This window comes from Pantoea sp. DY-15 (assembly GCF_019795935.1).
GTDB classification, from domain to species: domain Bacteria; phylum Pseudomonadota; class Gammaproteobacteria; order Enterobacterales; family Enterobacteriaceae; genus Pantoea; species Pantoea leporis.
On record NZ_JAIMIF010000007.1, the window covers coordinates 111,287 to 130,224 of the forward strand.

Below are 18,938 nucleotides of genomic sequence, written 5' to 3' on the forward strand. Positions count from 1 at the left end.
GGCGAAAATTATATGGAAATCCAAAAAATAAAAGATGTTCAACGAGCATTGTATTGGAAACAGAAAGGTTACAATTTTGATCCCAGTTATACAACCAGCTTTATGATGGATCAAAAAGTTAAAGATATTGAGAGAGCGCGCTATTGGAAATCACAAGGCTATGACTTTGACGCGAACTATACGACAAGCTTCATGATGGATCAAAAAGTTAAGGATATACAAAGAGCTAATTATTGGAAAAACAAAGGATACAACTTCAACTCTGATTACATGACTAGCTTCATGATGGATCAAAAAGTTAAAGATATTCAGAGAGCGGCATATTGGAAAGCTAAGGGGGTAGAATTTAATCCAGACTATATGACCGACTTTATGATGGATATGGAAGCAAAGAATAGAGGTTTTCATTAGTAACACTCAGTGGCGGCAGCGGTTGGCAACGCCCAGTAATTGCTACTCCTCACCACTAACCTAACTTATTGATTAACTTGTAACTCATTGTTTTAAACAACCCGTTTTCATAAATGTATTTAAAGATGGTACATCCTGTAAGAAATATCGACAAAGGGCAATATAAATCAGTCCACGGAAAGAGATAGTAAGCATAACAAAATTTTCTTCAGCCATGCTGACAATAGCTAAGCCGAAATTTATGATGATTTTCATATCGTTTTATATACAAAATTGAACCTATGCTAAATACGTCAGATAATTTGCTGGATGATCATTACTTATCCCCGTTCTTTACTCTAAGCGGGCCGTTACCTCGCCCGCTTAAAGCCAAAAGCGGAAGTAGCTCTCAACAATTTGTATTGATCATCAGTGAGCAGGTCACACCGCCCCTTATCAAACTTTGAGTTAGAATGACTAACCTCATCAATAGCTCACATATTCCCGGGTAGCTGCCAATAACGTATATCTAACGTCGGGAGAACCATGTGTCTTTTATAATTTCATAATGCCCTTTTATCCTTATTGGCGCCTCTACTTGCATTTTTACAGTTCCTCCATTAAAGACAGAACTATTTCAGATATAAGCAAAATTGTGTGCTGAATAGAGCACACAACAGAAGGTGCAAAGTGAATTATCTTCAATGACTAAAATCCAGCATATGTTTTAGAACAGCCCAATCATTTGTACAGAAGAGGAAACAATCCGACAGCCATTATACCGCACGATATAACCTGAAGCAGGCCAACAAAAAACGCCAGACTTCCCAGGATAGTAATCTTTCTGCGCAAAATGAACGTCAGGCCAGAGAGCACGGCGCTAAAGAAGATCATTTTAAGTATGTAAGCCAGCGGCACTAATGATGCGTGTCCAAACTTTACGCCCGCCATTCCCATAAGCCCAATTAACAGCCCACCACAAAATCCCCATCCCCAGAAAGTCATAGACAAACTGAACTGCCCTGTAACCAACTTTTTCAACACAACCAGATCCCTCCTGTCATAGCCTTTACTTAAGTTTGAACCCTCTGACTATCTCATCGCAGATTTATCGTTTTTCCCAAATGAATCTATCAAACATTTCAGCGTTCAGACCTGAGGCCAAGCTAAAGACTCACTATCCGGGATATTGGCTCCGGTATCATTAGAAGACTCATCGGCTCTAACTAAGTCATGTTTAATGATGTTCAGAAACGGATTCAGAACGATGGATTTTTCAGATGGTATTATCAGTCTATCGGCTTCAGAACAAAATAATTTAGTAGTAAACCGATCCAGTCTTGTTCAGTGGCCAATCCACACGTGCAGATGCTAGGACCATCTCAGCTGTCAGTGCTGACTCTTTTTTCAACATTCAGGCGCTGCGAGGTTCTTATTACTAATCTGATCGCCGGTTAGCGTTGTCGGCTTACGGCCAGGCATATAGAGGAGTGTGTCCAGTTGCCATTGAGAACGATGAATCAAACAGACCTTCGCATATATTTTAAGTGCCAGAATTAGGTGTTTCTCCCCGACATTACTCACCTAATTACCTACATGTTAACCTAATCATCGGCGAGACCGATAATGAGCTGCATGAGCTGCGAATAAATATGGAGAACGTATGAGGGATATGACGGAACTCATTGACCAGCACAGATCTGGTTGGATGACATTACAGCAAGATCTTAAAGGCGCAACGAATCGCTATGATGTGCTTCCCAGTGATCCGGAGCTCGCAGCAGCTGCATTGCTACAACTCCAGGTGACGACGTTTTCCTCCTTGGGAGCTGTTATATACGAAACAGGCGGCATCCTGATCGATGATGGGTGGTTGCGAATTTTAGGCTCAGGTCACCCCAAACTTCCACGTTCTCTTGCTTCCGGGACACAATCGTTAACAACAGGTCAGGCGTTCAACGCGCTCTTAATTGCTGATGATGTATCCGGTGGTTTTTTTGCACTTAACGGCGGAGAATTTGGAAAAAATACAGGCGACGTATATTACTTTGCTCCCGATTCTCTTGAATGGGAGAGCCTTGACACCAACTATTCAGGTTTCCTGAGCTGGGCTTTAACTGGCGATTTAGAGCGGTTCTACGAAAGCGTGCGCTGGAAAGAATGGCGTGAAGATACATCCCTGATGAGTAGCGATGCCATGTACTCCTTTTATCCTTTTCTGTGGACCGAGCATCAATTAGCTGCAGAACAGCGGTCACGCGCTGTGGTGCCTGTCAGTGAGCAATGGTTACTCTGCCAGCAAATGCAAAATCATTTAAATAATGCGCAGGGCAATTAACCTTAATTCATGAATGCAAACCCTGCGATACCTCCCTCATTCATCTCTCACAATACCTGAGAAGGTATAATGCCAGAAGCCGATAATTAACTTTTTAATGTAAGAAATTCAACGGGGACCGCTTCGGTTAACCAGACATTATTTTCAGCCTGGAAAAATTTAAATCCTTGCTGATACATTCGCCGAGATTCAATTTGCAAAACTACGGGTTTGCCGTAGCGCTGGCCAACATCAATGGCCGTCGTGGTTTCGCGAGATAAATGTACGTGGTGGCGTGATCCTGAAATCAACCCCTGTTGAAAAATAGGTTCAAGGAAGCGTGTTGCAGTCCCGTGAAACAGGAATTCTGGCGGTTCGTTTTCCGTATGCTGGAGATTTACGTCTGGTGCTGAGTGCCCCTGCGCGGCTCGAATACTCAAGCCATCCCCGGAGAGGGTGAACCGTTTCTTATCACTACTATTTACGACTGTCTGAATCAGTGCTTGGTCAAGTATGCGACCTTCTTTCGCTGCACCACTAATCAAAGCGTTGATGTCCGCCCAGCCTTCAGCATCGAGCTGCAAGCCTATAGCGTGAGGTTCATGGCGCAGGATATAGCTCAGAAATTTGCTCGTTTCATCCAGTTTTTTGTTATTCATGTTCAACCTGCATGATTCTTCAATTTTAATTAATCAGCCGCAGTCTTTTTTACTTATAGGAAAAGGTAGCCAAGATTTATTCATTTTGTTCAGATACTGACACCCTCAGCGCGTAATGGCTTATCGCAAGCAATAGATTACTCAACGCTAATCCTTAGTGTCTAGCGAATTAGTACCGCTGGGCTGTTGTCGTCACGGTACTTAAATGCCGGGAGCAAAGCTCAGATTCTTCTCCCACTGATAAAAACCTGATTTCAGAGAGTCAAGTTGCTATCACGTGGCAGGTTGTAGGACTTAACCTGCAATATTTTTAGCCAACACAGCCTGAAGCTTATGAACATTCGTGCCCTTGCTAAATTTCTTAACAATAGGCTCATGCAAGCCTGATACCCATATTTTCAAGTCTGCATCAAGGTCAAGGGTTCCTGCCGATTCAACTGCAAAGTTCGTGATTGAACGGTAAGGAATTGACCGGTACTCAACCTTGCGTCCTGTAATACCTTGCTTATCTATTAGCAGTACACGCCGATTGGTAAGCAGGATATGGTCACGAATGAGCTTGTAAGCCAATTCAACGTTCTCAGATTCACCAAGGATCTCACCAAACAATTCACACGACTCAGCTGCACTGACCTCACCTGCGTTACCTATTAACCCACCAAATATGCCCATTTCGTCCTCCTATGACGCGTTTTCGTGCAACTATCTTATCTCTGAAGATCGGATAGTCGTGTGTGTCAGTAATCTGCTATGGCTCACGATAACGATAGCTACTTTAAACGCTCAGCAGGCGTTTTCCAGTTAACTAATCGTTCAAGCGCGCTCGCTCCATCTACAAAACTTTTTGCCGCTTCGAGGCGACTTAACAAGAGTTCCTGGTCAGCGACATCAAGCTTCAGAATATCGGCTTTCGCCTCCACAAAGAACTGTTCAACAAGCTTGTCCGCGCGCCATTGAATCATCAACGCATTTAGCTCAGCGATGCTCTCTTTGACTGCATTCTGCTGCCTTCTAATTTGCTCTTGTTTTTCATTTTCACGTATCAATATCTCACGCTCTATGAGCCATTCTTCATGACGTTTTTTCTCTTGAGCAATTGCCTCCCTAATTATTGGGACAGCTTTGAAAATCGCATCTACTATGTTGGGAATCTGGCTTACCAGACCACTTTTTTTGGATTGCACAAATTCGGCTACCCATCCTTCAATATCGTAGGGCGAATAGAGTTGCAGTTTGAATCGTCCGCAAGGCAGGTCCTTCTTTAAGTGGTAATCATTGCGAGATGGATTCTTACCCCGTGCCCACTGGATCAACTTTTCATCAGGAATATAGCGATTACCTACCTTCCTGGCATAGACATACTCAGCAATTTCTACCAGAGAAAAACCAATACAAATATCATCAACGACAACCACACTCGCATTGGACGGCTTCCAAAGTGAAGGATATAAGAAAATACGGTTATGCCCATTAGCAGCAGAGATATCTCGCCTATGAATCGCCTCACGACCTTCAGAAAACCTGATTTGCAGCCCCTTCTTTTCCAAAGCAGCAAACAACTTGAGTAAGAACATCTTTGCGTTATCAAATGCATCGACAGAAACGTTGATGTCGAGTAATTTGCGCTTAGTTGGCCGATAATACCCAAGTTCTGTAACTGGGCCAGCCAATAAAATCTCTTTTGTGGCTTCGAGGATTTGAGCGCCACTACTGACAGGAACATCCTTAATTCGCTTAACTCGTTTACCTGCCGGCTTGGTTGGATAATCACTGGTAACCCTACGGTCTTCAATCGCAGATTTACTTAAGGGTTCTTCCTCTTTCATTAGTGGTGGAAGCGGAGGCACGGCCGGAGCGTTACCTTTAAGAACAGCACGCCAATATCCTTGTAATGGCCTTGGTATCCTTGCTTTAACACATTCATTAATAATCCATTGCTCATTAACCTGATAATGCTTTGCAAGTTTATACAGAGGTTGTGACCAGACCAGTTTATAGAGTGACGACCTATTTTTAGGAAACATTGTTCGTATCTCAATGATGGGATATCGATAAAGTATCTAACTTCAAAACAGCCATTTCTTTGCGCAGCGTGTCCACTTTGTAGTGATTTACTGAATTTAGTCACCTGAACAGAGATGATATGCTCACCTCAGAACAACACTGGTGTCCCAATGAAAAGAGGAAGCTTCAGTGCAGAGTTCAAATGCGAATCCGCTCAACTGGTCTTTAACCAGAATTAAACCGTTGTAGATGCGGCCATAGCTAAGGATGTTACTCTTTCTACCATGACGCGATGGGTAAATCAGTTGTGTGATGAGCGACAGGGAAAAATGCCAAAAGCCTCCCCTAACCTGGAAAAGATCGAAATACGTTAGCTGCATAAAAATTTTCATCATGCTGAAATAGATAGCGAAATACTAAAAAAACTACCGCGCTCATGCCTCAGCTTCCTGAACAGTTCTCGATAATAAGGATACTCAGAGCGCACTATCCTGTAGCCACACTCTGCCACGAGTTTGGGGTTCATCGCAGCAGCTATGAATACTGGAAAAATCATCCTGAAAAGTCTGGCGGAAGGCGGTGTTTATTACACAGTAAGCTTCTTGAGCTGCATAACATCAGCCATGGCTCTGCTGGCGCAAGAAGTATAACGACCATGGCAACGGTGAGAGGCTTCCGGATGGGACGATGGCTTGCTGCAAGGCTCATGAAAGGGCTGGGGCTTGTGAGTTGCCAACAACCCACTCACCGGTAGTACGCAGCGGTGATGAACACGTAGCTATCCCGAATCACTCTGAGCGTCAGTTTGTAGTGACTGAGCCTAATCAGGTGTGGTGTGGCGGCGTGACTTAAATCTGGGCAGTCAAACGCTGGGCTTTCCTTGCCGTTGTTCTCGACATATTCGCAAGGAAACCGGTGTGATGAGCAATGTCGATTTCCCAGGAGAGCAGGCTGACTATTATCGCCTGCGGTAACCCTTATTCCCACCATTTACAGTACCTGTTTTAAGCAAGCCGTGATGATGATATCGATTCTGGATGGTTCCGCCAAAAAGACGGATGGTTGTGACACAGGATGAAGGCTGCGGCGTTATACTTCAGTGCAAAACGCATAATTTCACGCGGATGGACACTAACGCATGCGATTGAGCCGTAAAAAATCTCCTCATAAACCAGCAACTGGTGCTGGTTATTGAGGAACTCCACCGCAATCATTTCACGTTTGCGCCCGGCAAGCTTCGCCCGGAAATAATCGACAGATGCCGTGGATGAGGTGAAAGCGGTTCCGGTGGAATAGCGGTAATCATTAGCCAGCTCGGCTTCTGCCAGGATCTGGCTATTGGTTCTCTCACTGGGCTCACTTTTGAAGTAAGGTTTGATGCTTGCTGGTCAATTCGTTCGCCTGCGAATAACACCTTCCAAAATACAAATAGAGAGGGAAAAGCCGCACAAGATGCTGATCAAAGATGGTGTCGTACTTAAGAGCTATTGCGAATGCGGCTGTCCTGCCTTCCGTAACATGCATACTGTAATCAGCCTCTGTAGCGGAACTGCCATGCGTTTTATCGCAAAGTCCGTCTGGAATATTGGGCTTATCTCCAACGCCGAAGAACGTGTACCCCTGCGGAATATGATCGACTACATTTTCAAGTAATTGTGTTTTACTGCCGAGGGGGAGCCGCAGAGACTTTTTCTGGGGTAAAAACAATCCTGATTTTATAGCCTTTAATGCTTTTCCTTGAATCAATGCTTCGCTAGGTCGGAATTTGATTGTCTCAGAAGCACCGTTAGCTGAAGCAGGTTTGACTAGTGAGATACTCAGTTTTTCAGCCGGGATATTAGCTGGATTTTCTACTGTTACAGTTAGAAAAGGCTCGGCATCACCAACCCAGTAAGCCATCTCTACATTAGATACCGACAGCTCTGTAGGATTCGTTGCTATCAGATACCTTTCCTGATAAAGCGAAAGTCTGTCACGATTTTTCTCACGAGGAGCAGGTGGAGGAGAAAAATGATAACTATTGACCTGCATACCAATACTCTGCACGTTGTTCTGGTAATTCCCCAGATATTTAATTGACAGATTGTATTGATTACCACTTCCTGTGTTGTTATTAAATATTCCGTCAGGGCCATTGTTAGACTGTGATGTCATTAGTTTCGTGCTGCCCATAGCAACACAGCTGATGCTCGAAATGACACTGCAGATAATTACTCTTAAGATCTCATTTTTGATTGACATTGTTAATCTGAACTCCCGATCCCGAATTATTGTTAAAAGTTCCACCATTGCCATTATTGCTTTGATTAAATACCTGGGCAGGAGGACGGGAAGAGAAGTTAATGATTAGCACTGCGCCAATACTTATTACCACAATAACAGCACACAACTTTAGCTTAAGTGCTTTGTTGTTAATCCTCATTGCTCCTGTAATAGCTAAAACAAATATTAATGCCACAACACCATAGGCAGACTCCGTGTGCTTGGCTAATTCGTCTAAAAAAACCATAAGCATCCCTATATAATAATTTAAGTAAAGAACCGGATTATTGTTATTAACCGTTCTGGAAACAGCACCCAAAACCAGAGAGTATCATAACATTGTTATGCACTTCATTAGCGGCAATAAAGATCCTATCTTAACGTTCGGCGATTGTCTGCTATAAAAAAGTTCAATTGCATCTACATAGCGTACAAATCGATGACCATGGTTCTGACTGGACAGTAACTCAAATTGAGGCGCATAGACGCTGACGGCCACCAGCAATTGGATTTTTGAGCAGGTTTACCGGCAAATTTGAATAGAACTTTCACCGCAAGCGATATTTTCATTGATTGAGACGTGACTTGATTAGATGTAATTAGTTAGCAAATGATGCTTAACTGCATGCAGAGACCTGAACGTCCGTTTTTCGCTGTGAGTTCAACCGATAGATGCAACACACTTATTGAACCGCTCTAAAGGGGAAAGGCTGGCCATTTTCATACATTTTTCACGTGCTGTCCGTGTTATTGAAATAGGCACGCTTAAAGGTTATAGCATCATATGGATGGCCAGAGCATTACTACCGCATGGAATCGTCATGACTATTGAATTCAACGAACACCATGGAGATGTTGCTCGTCAGAATATAAAAAATGCGGTACTGGCTGAGCGCGTTGTGTTGCATACCGGGGCTGCACTAGATGTCTTACCGACACTTGAGGCCCCCTTTGACATGATTTTTATCGATGCCGATAAAGTGAATAACCCACGCTATCTTGAATGGGCTATCAAACTCTCTAAACAGGGGACTGTTATTATGGGGGATAACACGGTACGCGGTGGCGGTGTAATCGGCTCCAGTAGTGAAGATCTTAACGTAAAAGGCATGAGAGAGTTTGTTCAGATGATATCTGAAGATGAGCGGCTCGATGCTACAGCAATACAGACTGTTGGTGAGAAAGGATGGGATGGTTTCGTCATGGCCATCGTCAAAGCCCGGTAATTTTTTTCCTTATCTATTCTGGCATACTTATCTGAACAGATAAGGAATTTGTTGTAGCTGTTAAAACATATTTTACGAGCTGGACGATGTAGCATCAAGCGGGTTCTGGCTTGATGTTACATCGTCAGCAGACAAGCCGTTTTAACGGCGCGGCAGTGTTATCAGGCACACTGAATTAAAAATATTTTGAAATCACTATTTCTTTCAGACATTATTATGGGCTTAGACTAATAAAGGAGAGGAATAATGGAGTGGCCTGAAGAATTTTGTAAACGCGGTCAAGATATTCGTGAAGAAGCTTTCAAGCAGTTTGAGGTTCGCGCAGTTACCAAAACCACTCTGCTTCCAAATCAACGACGCTTTGCTTACCACGGACAACTTTTAGATAACGAATACTACTATTTCATTTTCACTGATCGAAAGACAGGTGAAGAAGGTTCATTCTATTGTGGTGGGACTGCTGCTGATGGCTGGTTAAGTATCAACGGACAGAAATCTTCCGATATAATGTCATATAATCCACTAAATGTTGCAAGTCAGACATCGAGCACTTCTGGGGGAAGGTCTCAAACTAATCCCAGCATAGTACTAAACAAAGACGATCTTAAAAGAAAAAAACTCATACACATTTTGCAAACCTTTATTGCACTGACGGATAATACTCAGGACGACTCAACAGTCATTAAGCTTCTTCATAAACACATAAATCTAAGAACCGTTCCTCTTGATATCGGACATGTTAGAGGCGTGAATACCACTTTCGCCAGTATTTTTAAAAATGGACGGCTAAAGGATTATTTTTACTCTAGAACTTATACTCAATTCGTAGTCAGAAGCGGTATTCCCATCAAGCCAATTGACGTCAAAGAGTTTAACGACTTGATTATTACCACCGCAAATGATTCTAAAATACATCCATATACAAAACCGGCTTCGTTCTAATTTCTTTAATATAATTATTAACACTAATGGGCAACGGTACGGATAAATGATTCCAAATCAATCATCCCTACTTCGATTGAAGCGCTTCCCAGCTTAGGTCGAAACGCAGGAGGTACTTTCGCAGTCGATCTGCGTCGTTTGGTTGCTTCTTTTGTTGTCTCGAGATGGCGAAGAGCTTACGGCCAGCATCTGAAAGAGAGGCTGAACGCCTGCACACCTCAATAACCGTCTCTAATTGCTTTCTATCGAACAAATCAACCTCATGCTCGATGGGCAGTGCCATTGCCGGACCTTCCTCTGGATGCCAGCTTGCTTGCAGGCGACCTATCTCTTCGTTCACCAACAGCATTGTTATACGTCCGTTTTCAGCCAAAGTCGCCATGCGCGCCACGCTGGCTCCAAGTTCACGAAAGTTGCCACGCCATGCAGCGTCGCCTGAGCAAGCAAATCCTAAATATCGGATACGCGCATCTTTATCAAAGCGAACCTGACTCTGCTGACTGCGCATGAATTGTTGAAGCTCGTATTCGACGTTAGGCTCGATGTCCTCACGGCGCTCGGCAAGGCCGGGCAATCTAAACGTCCACATATTTATACGTGCGTATAAATCTTCCCTAAACCGCCCTTCACTCACCCACTGACGCATATCCCGATGCGTTCCCGCAATTAACTGAAAATCACTACCGACTTCGCGATCAGCACCTAGCGGGAAAAAGCGCTTTTCTTCGATCGCCCGTAGCAGCATGGCTTGTTCATCGAGTCCCAACTCCGCTATTTCATCCAGGAACAGGATACCGCCATCAGCTTCACGCAATAACCCTGTACGTGCGACCTGAGCACCAGTAAAAGCGCCTTTCACATGACCAAACAGAGTCGACATGGCATTGTCGCCACGCAAGGTAGCGCAGTTCACCGCCACAAACTTACCTTTAACCTGATGGCGTGACTGTCGTAGCTGAAATATGCGCTCTGCCATAAACGATTTACCGGCACCGGTTGGACCTGTTAACAACATGGGAGCACTTGAGCGTTGTGCTACGCGTTCAATCTGTTCAATCAGGGCGTTATAGGTAGGATTACGGGTTTCAATGCCGGATTTTAGAAATGATACCGAACTATGCTGCTCTTTCTGAAAGCGGCTGGTTAACGTAGCGTAGCGACTGAGGTCCAAATCAATGATCGAGTAAACGCCTTGCGGAGCCACCTCACCCTTTTGGCCCGGTCCTGTCTGCAACAGGCTCGCTGGCAAGTAATGTGCTTCTGTTAGCAGAAACCAACAGATCTGAGCCACATGAGTACCGGTGGTAATGTGCACCAGATATTCCTCGTTCTCCGTATCGAAACAATAGCTCGTTGCGAAATCAAGGAAAGCACTATAGACCTCTTCAAAATCCCACGGATCAGTGAGGCTCACAGGATGCGATATAACTTTCGTCTGAGGGGAGACCTCTTCAATATCCTCTGCCAAACGCTCAGCAAGATTGATATCGCGAGGCTGGTACAACAGTTCGAAGCGATCAATAGGTAAATCATCATGCTGACAAAGCGCCACACTAGGTCGCCATTTGGTCCAACGATTCTGGCGTTTGCCTCGGCGGTCAAGTTGAGTACCGAGCACACCAATCACGACCCGCTTTTTCACAATTTATCCTATGAGATAAAATCTTATTTATTAAGATAATTTTAAAGACTCCCGCATTGCACTGCAACCTATGCCAATATTAAAATAAACGAATAAAATCATTTACATAACCAACATCAAAAAATAAATAACTTTTTGGCACGCATTTCGCAATATAGATGACATCACATTGATTAAAAGAAGAAAAAAATGAAACCTCAATTTGAAGTACTGAATTCTTTATCCGGCGCGCCGATAAAAATGTGGACACAGGGCGTGCCAGTGGAACCGGAGGCAAGGCAGCAGTTGCTTAATACCGCCAGCATGCCTTTTATCTATAAACATATGGCGGTGATGCCCGATGTTCATCTGGGAAAGGGCTCAACGATTGGCAGTGTCATCCCGACACGTGGCGCCATTATTCCTGCCGCGGTGGGAGTCGACATTGGTTGCGGCATGATCGCCGTGCGCACATCTCTGGCCGCTGGCGATCTCCCAGACAACCTGCTGGCTTGCGCAACGCCATTGAGCAAGCCGTGCCACATGGCCGCACCAATACCCGTAGCAAGCGTGATAAAGGCGCATGGAACAACACGCCTGATGACGTCAACGCGCACTGGGCGCAACTGGCACCCCGGTTTAAGCAATTGTCGGATCGATATCCTCAGCTGTTAAAAACCAACAACCACCAACATCTGGGTACGCTGGGAACGGGCAACCACTTTATTGAGATCTGCCTCGATCAGGCAGACAGAGTGTGGGTGATGCTGCATAGCGGATCGCGGGGCGTCGGTAATGCTATTGGTACCCTGTTCATCGCGCTGGCTCAAAAGGACATGCAGCAGCATATTTCCAATCTTCCAGACCGCAACCTGGCTTATTTCAGTGAAGGCAGCCGACATTATGAGGATTATCTGGAAGCTGTAGGTTGGGCTCAGGATTTCGCGCACCACAACCGTGAGGTCATGATGGATCGCGTACTGGCGGCTATGGCCGATTGCATCACCAAACCGTTTGCCACCCATCAGGAAGCGGTTAACTGCCACCACAACTATGTGCAGCAGGAGCAACACTTTGGTGAACAGATTTTGGTTACGCGTAAAGGCGCGGTATCCGCGCAAAAGGGACAGATGGGCATCATTCCCGGTTCGATGGGGGCAAAAAGTTTCATCGTGCGCGGCTTGGGCAATGAGGAAAGCTTCTGCTCTTGCAGTCACGGTGCGGGCCGCACCATGAGCCGCACCGCAGCCAAAAATCGCTTCACTCTTGAAGACCAGATACGCGCGACCGCCCATGTTGAATGCCGTAAAGATCGGGACGTCATAGATGAGATACCGATGGCTTACAAAGATATTGATGCCGTGATGGCCGCGCAATCTTCACTGGTGGAGATCGTTCACACGCTGCGCCAGGTGGTATGTGTTAAAGGATAAAAAGGACAACAGGATGAACATAACAACAGGATTACACGGTGTCGATGAAGCAATGCGCGAGCGCGTTTGCGACGCTCTGAAGCAGATAGAGGCAGATTATGAGGTCCGCGTGCTTTATGCCTGTGAATCAGGCAGCCGCGGCTGGGGCTTTGCCTCCCCGGACAGTGACTATTATGTGCGCTTTCTCTATGTGCACAAACCTGAATGGTATCTGCGCGTCGATACACAGCGTGACGTTATCGAAAAACCGATTGATGCCGAACTGGACGTTTGCGGCTGGGAGTGGCGAAAAGCGCTGGGCCTGTTAAAGCGGGCTAACCCGACACTTGTCGACTGGCTGGATTCGCCCATCATTTACCGCCAGAACGATAAGGTCATGGCCCGCGTGAACGACGTGAGCGATTTTTTCTTTTCACCGGATCGCGCACGCTGGCACTACCGGTCTATGGCACTCAAAAACTTTCGCCAGTATCTGCAGGGCGATGAGGTCAGGCTGAAGAAGTACTTCTATGTGCTGCGCCCCTTGCTGGCAGTACGTTGGATAGAAGCAGGTAAAGGTGCGCCCCCGATGCGCTTCGATCAGTTGCTCCAGGGAACGGTTCAGGATGGGCCGTTATTGAACGACATCGCAGCGTTGCTAGCAGCCAAGCAGCGCGCCGGTGAAGCGCAGTTTGGCCCGCGCCGACCGTTGCTCCAAGCGTTCATTGAGGGTGAACTGGCACGGACCGTTACCGTCCTCGCACCTTCACATGACAAACGCAACGATGCGCTGCTGGATACACTTTTATTTGAAACAGTGCTGGGGAATTCGCTTAACAGGGAACAGATATGAAAAGCTGGTTAAAAAAGTTATTGGGAAAAAAACCTCAGCATACCTTTCCGGTCGTATGGGATGTACAGCTGCCATCAATATATGCACGCCTTGAACAAACCTATGATCAGCCACAACCGCTGGCTTGGGACAACAACCTGCTGGAGTGCCAACCGTTAGGTGATTCTGACGAAGCATTCTGGTCGCCGGGTGCGCTGGAAGGCACGATGGTTTATCACTTCGGCATAGGCAGCGACGGGCCGGGTGCTGACGAAATCCTGACTGCATTGCAACTGGCGCTGGCTAAGCCAGGCGTGAAAACATTCCAGGAACTGTATGCGCTTATTACACAGGACTCACCACTGCATTACATTGATGATCTGCTGAGAGCTATCACCGAAGCTCGTGGACTTCCTGCTGACAGGCTATATGAGCTGGTACTGATGCTGTGCACCCAGAGCCCAGATCGTAATGCGGTAAAGTTTGCCATGGCGATCATCGCGTTCTTCCCGCAACAGCGCAGTGTAGAGATATTGCGTGTGCTGGCTCGACATGACGAATTTACACTCTATGCCGTCGTGGCATTACGCTCCATGGTAGAGCCGGAGCAATATCCGGATATCTGGTTCGCCATGGCTAAACGGGTTAACGGATGGGGTCGTATTCATCTCATGGAGCGGATGCCAGAAATAATGGATGCAACGGTGCGCAACTGGCTGTTGCGCGAGGGTTTCTCAAATTCCGTTATGAACGAGTACACCGCGGTAAATTGTGCAGTCCGTGGGGGGCTGGTAGAAGCGCTTGCAACGGAACATGATGACGCCCTTCTGTTAGGTGCTGCTGAAATTCTGTATGCACTCTTGAATGAAGGCCCTGTTCCCGGCATGTCGGTCTATGAGGATGGTGCAGAGGCGAGCTTGCGTTATCTGCAAAACGTACAAGCCTATCAACCTGCTCATCCTCAGCATTACCTCACCGCCAAACGTATTGGTGAGTGGGCGCAAAACGAGGCATCGCTTGATACAACACATTCGTCTCAGCTGGCGGGTATGAGCGCAGAGGTAATGACATTAAATATCTGGGATGACGTTGTAGCTCAGGCTCTGGCGGATGAAGAAGGCTATGCATTTAATCTGGCGATTGAAGTTAGCCGTGATCGGAATGAGGATCCCTTTCCAAAGCTATTTGCACGTCAGCGTGATAAACCCGACGCGACGCTCTGGTATCAGCTGATGCAAACAGACGATACGCACCAGGCAATACAGGTGTGCAACCTGGCCGAGTCGCAATTTGACCTCAAGGAAATGGGGAGTGGACCGACATTGAGTAGCGGCATGGGACCGCGATGGAATGCTGAACGCCAACTGGATTCGGTTCTGCAGGAATTAAAGCGCTTCCCTGAAATGGGATGGCCATTGCTTGAGTCAGCACTGCGGAGCCCTGTGGTAAGAAACCGACAAATGGCTATTAATGCTCTTGAGACATGGTCGCCTGATAGCCTTTCAGTCCATCGTCAATATCTTGAGGATTGCGCTAAACATGAACCTCATGAGGAGGTGCAGCAGCGACTGCTGAGTCTTAAGGGGCGGACCGAATAAGACCTAATGACAGCGTTAAACCCGTCAAAAGCGGGTTCAGCTCGCTATTAAAACGTATCTTCCTGATCGGCCTGATGGCAGCCCGCGGCTAAGTACAATACATGCGAAGAATTAGCTCTTTTAGTCTAACCATGACTGATATCAGTGATAGTGAGTACGCTTTAATTTTTCAAGCAGTACTCTGGCGAGCGCGTCCTCTTTCTCTCTCAACAATTGACGAGCGACTCCCTGTGACGGGGATTCTATTCCCAGCTGATTTAAAAAATACTCCCACTCACGCACTTCCTGCAGTAACTCTGCCGCTGATGCATCCAGGGTTTCTTGATTATCATTCGATAGCACGATACTTTTGGGATCCTTCATTAATTACGCCCTTCCATGACTATTTTCTAAGTGAAAGCGAAGTATTATGTCAATAAACGTCTATTTGCCACCGCTTTTGTTATATTCAACACCAAACTATTTTTTTAAGATAGCTTGATTAGTTCATTATTAAATCTTGCCCAACCAGCATAAATAAAAGAGTAAATCTATCTATTTTTCTATCTATCGCTTAATTTATATTCATAAAAGCGCGAAATGTGCACCAAGACTAGTCCCAAACAGTCACTCAACAGACTTTACCCCTTTTAAAGGTCAAACCATCTAATCAGGCTGACTCAAAAATTATTGTATAAACAGTTTCTCTCGCCTATGTATGGCTCATATTGTCGCTATCAGCGTCAATTGAATTTGGGCATATCCTTAAGCCCTAAAACGACTCATTATTACACTAACGTGATTTATGAAATTGCCTTACAAATCACGTATACACTGAATTCATTCATCCTGACTTTTATTAGGTCTATCATCAAACTCTGCTTTTCCTTGTGCTTTTCGATATGCTATAAATCCATAATAAAAAATCAGAATGATTCCGAAAGCAGACATAACTGAGAACCCCGCCACAATAGATGTAATCACCTCTGGCCCACCCTCTCCCCACCAGTCAGGACTGATGTAAAACAGATATCCATAACCTAAAGAGGCAGGGATTGTCAGAAAATAATACAAGCGCATTGGTTAATTAACTTTCCTAAAAACAATAGCTCCACCAATCACATAAAATATTACTGTATAAATCACTCCAATAAATAGATCCATTTTATAACATTATCATTAGTATAAGCTGCCCTATTAATCTAAAGTATTATTTATTTAAATACAAAAAATTAGAAAATTTCCTGCAGAACTACTTTTTCCTTCTTCACAAGTTGCGTACCACGTCCCATGGGCTCATAGCTGCTGGGAGCCCGTTACGATGAAGCTTGTTTTTACATGCTCCCTGTTGGTTCACAAAGAATGCTGATAGCAACGCCGCCCCCCCTTGATTAAGGATAACGTTGCATTGACCCATTGAACTCACAGCTCATAGCGGACCTTGTCTAAGACGCACTTCTGCTTTGTGCCAGAAGCGGACGTTTCAAGTTTAAACATGGGCAGGTAAAAGTCTTTATTAGTCCGGTATACACACCCGGATACGGTGCCCGTCGGGATCTAACGCAACGAACGTCTTGCCAAAAACAGCCTGCCTGGGCTCCTGTTCTATCTGCACACCGCTTTCTAACCACTGCTGATATAGTGCATCAACTTCCTTAATATCTTTAACCATAAAACTCAGCTCAGTTCGGTTACCTTCACCGCAGGATGCAAAGTCACTCGACGTTGTTGACCATAGTCCGAGGTTCAGGCCATTTTTGAAGGAAAAAGCCGCCCATGTTGGAAACATTACATCTGGTTCTTTATTAAATAGCTTTTGGTAAAATCCGCTGCTAGTGATTGGGTTATCAACATAAAGAATGATCAGGTTAGGAATCATGAGTGTTACTCGTCAAAAAGAAAGAGACTTCACTATCGCAGGGAGCATTGACAGAACATGTCAGCATCAGGACCGAAGCGTGCAGAGCGCCTACTCAATCTTTTACAGATTTTATATCAGCATCGATATCCGGTAAGCGGAAACTGGCTTGCTAAAGAACTCTCCGTCAGCCTTCGCACGCTTTACCGTGATATTTGCGCACTACGTGCTCAGGGAGCTGACATTCAGGGAGAAGCCGGGACGGGGTTTATCCTCTCACGAAGCCATCATTTGCCACCTATGATGTTTACCCCTGAGCAACTCGACGCACTGGCGCTCGGATTGCGCTGGGTATCAGCATATGGTGACGCAGGTATCGCAAAAGCAGCTTCTGAGGTTACGGGTAAGATCCGGCAAGGTCTGCCCGCAAAGTTAAAGACGCTGTTTGATGAATCGACACAATTAGTTGGAAGAACTCAGGTTGCCCATCACAATTTTGAAAATCTGAACTCTCTTCGAAGCGCCATCAGGAGGAGACATAAAATCCGGACTGGCTATACAGACAGGCTGGGTAATGTGAGTGAAAGAACGATATGGCCTTTCGCCTTAGGTTACTTCTCTGGTGATATTGTGCTTGCGGCATGGTGTGAAAAACGTAATGCCTTCCGCCATTTCGACGTAACTCGATTAACATTTCTTCAGCTTGTGCCTGAAAGTTATCCCCATTCCCGTCATAGCTTACTCCAAATGTGGCGCAGTGCGGGTCTGGATAACACAATTCCCGGGCGTGCCTGAACTGAGTGCCATTGTTCCAGGATATTCAGGCCTGCCCATATTTATGAATATGTCCGCTCTTCGCTCACAGCAGACCTTGCCACGCGAGCATGTCCGCTCAGTGCCAAAGGCGGACGTTAGTTTAATTGCGGTATGTTAGTTTACAGAGAGAACGTCTACGGGATATCAAGCTGTGGCACTATGCTTGCAGCGTATATGGCGTCAGAAACAAAGTATGACAACAATTGAAAACGCGTTAATTTTTACCTTTTGATCGGGTATCCAAAGAGAAGATTCAAATGAAAGAAGCTGAAAAAGCAGCAGCAGGATTGCTGTACGATGCAAACTATGATGTTGATTTACTTAAGCAACGAGATGATGCCAAGCTGAAAATTTATACTTTCAACCATACGGCATTTACGGAAAAGGAAAAAAGAGAGGAGATCCTAATCAGTCTGCTTGGGAAGCTCGGGGAAAACTTTGTCATTGAAGGGCCTTTCTACTGTGACTATGGGTATAACATCGAAATCGGTGACAATTTCTACGCTAATGTGAATTTTACAATTCTTGACGGGGCGAAAGTTCGAATTGGTAACAACGTGTTTATTGCTCCGAACGTGGGAATCTACACAGCCGGTCATACTCTTGATTCCAGACGCAGAAATCAGGGGCTTGAATATGCTCTTCCTGTAACGATCGGGGATGATGTATGGATCGGTGCCGGGGTCAATATCCTGCCAGGTGTCAGAATAGGAAAGGGTAGCGTAATTGGTGCGGGTGCAGTGGTGCTTAAAGATGTGCCTGAAGGTGTGCTTGTCGCCGGAAATCCCGCCAGAATCATAAGAGCAATAACGGATGCAGATGAAAGACACTATAGCTAAAATCTGTATTCGACCGACAGTAGTGTAATCAGGTTGCTGTCAATATTACATTTCAGGGCTTAGCGAGCTTAAATCGTTCGATCCTCTCTCCCGGTAAACATTGAGCGTAATTTTGACTGATTTCCAATATTCAGATATTCATTACTCATAAGTAAAGATTTCGGACATAGCGCCAGGATAAGA

General features: G+C 45.4%; 17 protein-coding genes and 3 pseudogenes. 10 read left to right on the top strand and 10 right to left on the bottom strand.

The window, feature by feature from the left end:
• Positions 1-12: 12 nt before the first annotated feature.
• Positions 13-411, top strand: coding sequence for a hypothetical protein (locus K5Y32_RS22080; RefSeq protein ID WP_222185828.1), 399 nt, complete (start codon positions 13-15; stop codon positions 409-411).
• Between the two features lie 720 nt (positions 412-1,131).
• Here K5Y32_RS22080 and K5Y32_RS22085 read toward each other — a convergent pair.
• The gene (locus K5Y32_RS22085; RefSeq protein WP_222185829.1) at positions 1,132-1,434 is read right to left on the bottom strand and encodes a hypothetical protein; all 303 of its coding nucleotides are present in this window, start codon (positions 1,432-1,434) and stop codon (positions 1,132-1,134) included.
• Positions 1,435-2,053: 619 nt separating this feature from the next.
• On the opposite strand from K5Y32_RS22085, the gene K5Y32_RS22090 reads away from it, so the two are divergent.
• Positions 2,054-2,728, top strand: a complete 675-nt coding sequence (locus K5Y32_RS22090) for a DUF2625 family protein (RefSeq protein ID WP_222185830.1) — start codon at positions 2,054-2,056, stop codon at positions 2,726-2,728.
• An 86-nt stretch (positions 2,729-2,814) separates the two neighbouring features.
• Here K5Y32_RS22090 and K5Y32_RS22095 read toward each other — a convergent pair whose 3' ends face one another.
• The 3 genes from K5Y32_RS22095 to K5Y32_RS22105 form a co-directional block, all read right to left on the bottom strand.
• Positions 2,815-3,366 (bottom strand): RNA 2'-phosphotransferase, encoded by a 552-nt coding sequence (locus K5Y32_RS22095; RefSeq protein ID WP_222185831.1) that lies wholly within the window; start codon positions 3,364-3,366, stop codon positions 2,815-2,817.
• A gap of 294 nt (positions 3,367-3,660) precedes the next feature.
• Complete coding sequence (locus K5Y32_RS22100) at positions 3,661-4,038, bottom strand: PH domain-containing protein (RefSeq protein WP_222185832.1); 378 nt, start codon at positions 4,036-4,038, stop codon at positions 3,661-3,663.
• 98 nt (positions 4,039-4,136) lie between these two features.
• Entirely contained in the window at positions 4,137-5,390 is a 1,254-nt protein-coding gene (locus tag K5Y32_RS22105) for a hypothetical protein (protein WP_222185833.1), read from the bottom strand.
• Between the two features lie 150 nt (positions 5,391-5,540).
• On the opposite strand from K5Y32_RS22105, the pseudogene K5Y32_RS22110 reads away from it, so the two are divergent.
• Positions 5,541-6,288 (top strand): annotated as a pseudogene (locus tag K5Y32_RS22110) (transposase); the annotation flags it as partial.
• A gap of 86 nt (positions 6,289-6,374) precedes the next feature.
• Here the strand turns inward: K5Y32_RS22110 and K5Y32_RS25095 are convergent.
• The 3 genes from K5Y32_RS25095 to K5Y32_RS22125 are packed head-to-tail and all read right to left on the bottom strand — an operon-like array spanning position 6,375 to position 7,879.
• On the bottom strand, positions 6,375-6,749 hold the full coding sequence (locus K5Y32_RS25095; RefSeq protein WP_222185936.1) for a JAB domain-containing protein: 375 nt from the start codon (positions 6,747-6,749) through the stop codon (positions 6,375-6,377).
• Positions 6,727-7,611 carry a hypothetical protein gene (locus K5Y32_RS22120; protein WP_222185834.1) on the bottom strand — a complete coding sequence of 295 codons (885 nt, stop codon included), beginning with the start codon at positions 7,609-7,611 and terminating at the stop codon, positions 6,727-6,729. Before K5Y32_RS22120 ends, K5Y32_RS25095 begins: the two co-directional genes overlap by 23 nt.
• Positions 7,595-7,879, bottom strand: coding sequence for a hypothetical protein (locus tag K5Y32_RS22125; protein ID WP_222185835.1), 285 nt, complete (start codon positions 7,877-7,879; stop codon positions 7,595-7,597). Before K5Y32_RS22125 ends, K5Y32_RS22120 begins: the two co-directional genes overlap by 17 nt.
• A 454-nt stretch (positions 7,880-8,333) precedes the next feature.
• Between K5Y32_RS22125 and K5Y32_RS22130 the strand changes: the two are divergent.
• Together K5Y32_RS22130 and K5Y32_RS22135 are read left to right on the top strand one after the other, a co-directional pair.
• A pseudogene (locus K5Y32_RS22130) lies at positions 8,334-8,858 on the top strand (O-methyltransferase); the annotation flags it as partial.
• 246 nt (positions 8,859-9,104) lie between these two features.
• The gene (locus tag K5Y32_RS22135; protein ID WP_222185836.1) at positions 9,105-9,800 is read left to right on the top strand and encodes a hypothetical protein; all 696 of its coding nucleotides are present in this window, start codon (positions 9,105-9,107) and stop codon (positions 9,798-9,800) included.
• Between the two features lie 67 nt (positions 9,801-9,867).
• Here the strand turns inward: K5Y32_RS22135 and rtcR are convergent, their stop codons facing one another.
• Positions 9,868-11,445, bottom strand: coding sequence for an RNA repair transcriptional activator RtcR (rtcR, locus tag K5Y32_RS22140; protein ID WP_370635133.1), 1,578 nt, complete (start codon positions 11,443-11,445; stop codon positions 9,868-9,870).
• Positions 11,446-11,631: 186 nt separating this feature from the next.
• Here rtcR and K5Y32_RS22145 point away from each other — a divergent pair.
• The 3 genes and pseudogenes from K5Y32_RS22145 (at position 11,632) to K5Y32_RS22155 (ending at position 15,263) form a co-directional block, all read left to right on the top strand.
• Positions 11,632-12,854, top strand: a pseudogene (locus K5Y32_RS22145) (RtcB family protein).
• 13 nt (positions 12,855-12,867) lie between these two features.
• Complete coding sequence (locus K5Y32_RS22150; RefSeq protein WP_222185838.1) at positions 12,868-13,686, top strand: nucleotidyltransferase domain-containing protein; 819 nt, start codon at positions 12,868-12,870, stop codon at positions 13,684-13,686.
• Positions 13,683-15,263, top strand: a complete 1,581-nt coding sequence (locus K5Y32_RS22155) for a hypothetical protein (RefSeq protein WP_222185839.1) — start codon at positions 13,683-13,685, stop codon at positions 15,261-15,263. Before K5Y32_RS22150 ends, K5Y32_RS22155 begins: the two co-directional genes overlap by 4 nt.
• Before the next feature lie 141 nt (positions 15,264-15,404).
• Here K5Y32_RS22155 and K5Y32_RS22160 read toward each other — a convergent pair whose 3' ends face one another.
• Together K5Y32_RS22160 and K5Y32_RS22165 are read right to left on the bottom strand one after the other, a co-directional pair.
• Positions 15,405-15,626, bottom strand: a complete 222-nt coding sequence (locus tag K5Y32_RS22160) for a hypothetical protein (protein ID WP_222185840.1) — start codon at positions 15,624-15,626, stop codon at positions 15,405-15,407.
• A 1,132-nt stretch (positions 15,627-16,758) separates the two neighbouring features.
• Complete coding sequence (locus K5Y32_RS22165) at positions 16,759-17,121, bottom strand: VOC family protein (RefSeq protein WP_222185841.1); 363 nt, start codon at positions 17,119-17,121, stop codon at positions 16,759-16,761.
• Between the two features lie 57 nt (positions 17,122-17,178).
• On the opposite strand from K5Y32_RS22165, the gene K5Y32_RS22170 reads away from it, so the two are divergent.
• Entirely contained in the window at positions 17,179-17,895 is a 717-nt protein-coding gene (locus K5Y32_RS22170) for a YafY family protein (protein WP_222185842.1), read from the top strand.
• Between the two features lie 278 nt (positions 17,896-18,173).
• Positions 18,174-18,755: a sugar O-acetyltransferase gene (locus K5Y32_RS22175; protein WP_222185843.1), complete on the top strand. Its 582-nt coding sequence runs from the start codon at positions 18,174-18,176 to the stop codon at positions 18,753-18,755.
• The last annotated feature ends 183 nt before the right edge of the window (positions 18,756-18,938 follow it).

Bases quoted from the DNA above. Each gene is read 5' to 3' on its own strand.
- K5Y32_RS22095 (WP_222185831.1), bottom strand. From the start codon at position 3,366: ATGAATAACAAAAAACTGGATGAAACGAGCAAATTTCTGAGCTATATC.
- K5Y32_RS22105 (WP_222185833.1), bottom strand. From the start codon at position 5,390: ATGTTTCCTAAAAATAGGTCGTCACTCTATAAACTGGTCTGGTCACAA.
- K5Y32_RS22125 (WP_222185835.1), bottom strand. From the start codon at position 7,879: ATGGTTTTTTTAGACGAATTAGCCAAGCACACGGAGTCTGCCTATGGT.
- K5Y32_RS22150 (WP_222185838.1), top strand. From the start codon at position 12,868: ATGAACATAACAACAGGATTACACGGTGTCGATGAAGCAATGCGCGAG.
- K5Y32_RS22165 (WP_222185841.1), bottom strand. From the start codon at position 17,121: ATGATTCCTAACCTGATCATTCTTTATGTTGATAACCCAATCACTAGC.
- K5Y32_RS22135 (WP_222185836.1), top strand. From the start codon at position 9,105: ATGGAGTGGCCTGAAGAATTTTGTAAACGCGGTCAAGATATTCGTGAA.
- K5Y32_RS22080 (WP_222185828.1), top strand. From the start codon at position 13: ATGGAAATCCAAAAAATAAAAGATGTTCAACGAGCATTGTATTGGAAA.
- K5Y32_RS22160 (WP_222185840.1), bottom strand. From the start codon at position 15,626: ATGAAGGATCCCAAAAGTATCGTGCTATCGAATGATAATCAAGAAACC.
- K5Y32_RS22155 (WP_222185839.1), top strand. From the start codon at position 13,683: ATGAAAAGCTGGTTAAAAAAGTTATTGGGAAAAAAACCTCAGCATACC.
- K5Y32_RS22120 (WP_222185834.1), bottom strand. From the start codon at position 7,611: ATGTCAATCAAAAATGAGATCTTAAGAGTAATTATCTGCAGTGTCATT.
- K5Y32_RS22170 (WP_222185842.1), top strand. From the start codon at position 17,179: ATGTCAGCATCAGGACCGAAGCGTGCAGAGCGCCTACTCAATCTTTTA.
- K5Y32_RS22175 (WP_222185843.1), top strand. From the start codon at position 18,174: ATGAAAGAAGCTGAAAAAGCAGCAGCAGGATTGCTGTACGATGCAAAC.
- K5Y32_RS22100 (WP_222185832.1), bottom strand. From the start codon at position 4,038: ATGGGCATATTTGGTGGGTTAATAGGTAACGCAGGTGAGGTCAGTGCA.
- K5Y32_RS22090 (WP_222185830.1), top strand. From the start codon at position 2,054: ATGAGGGATATGACGGAACTCATTGACCAGCACAGATCTGGTTGGATG.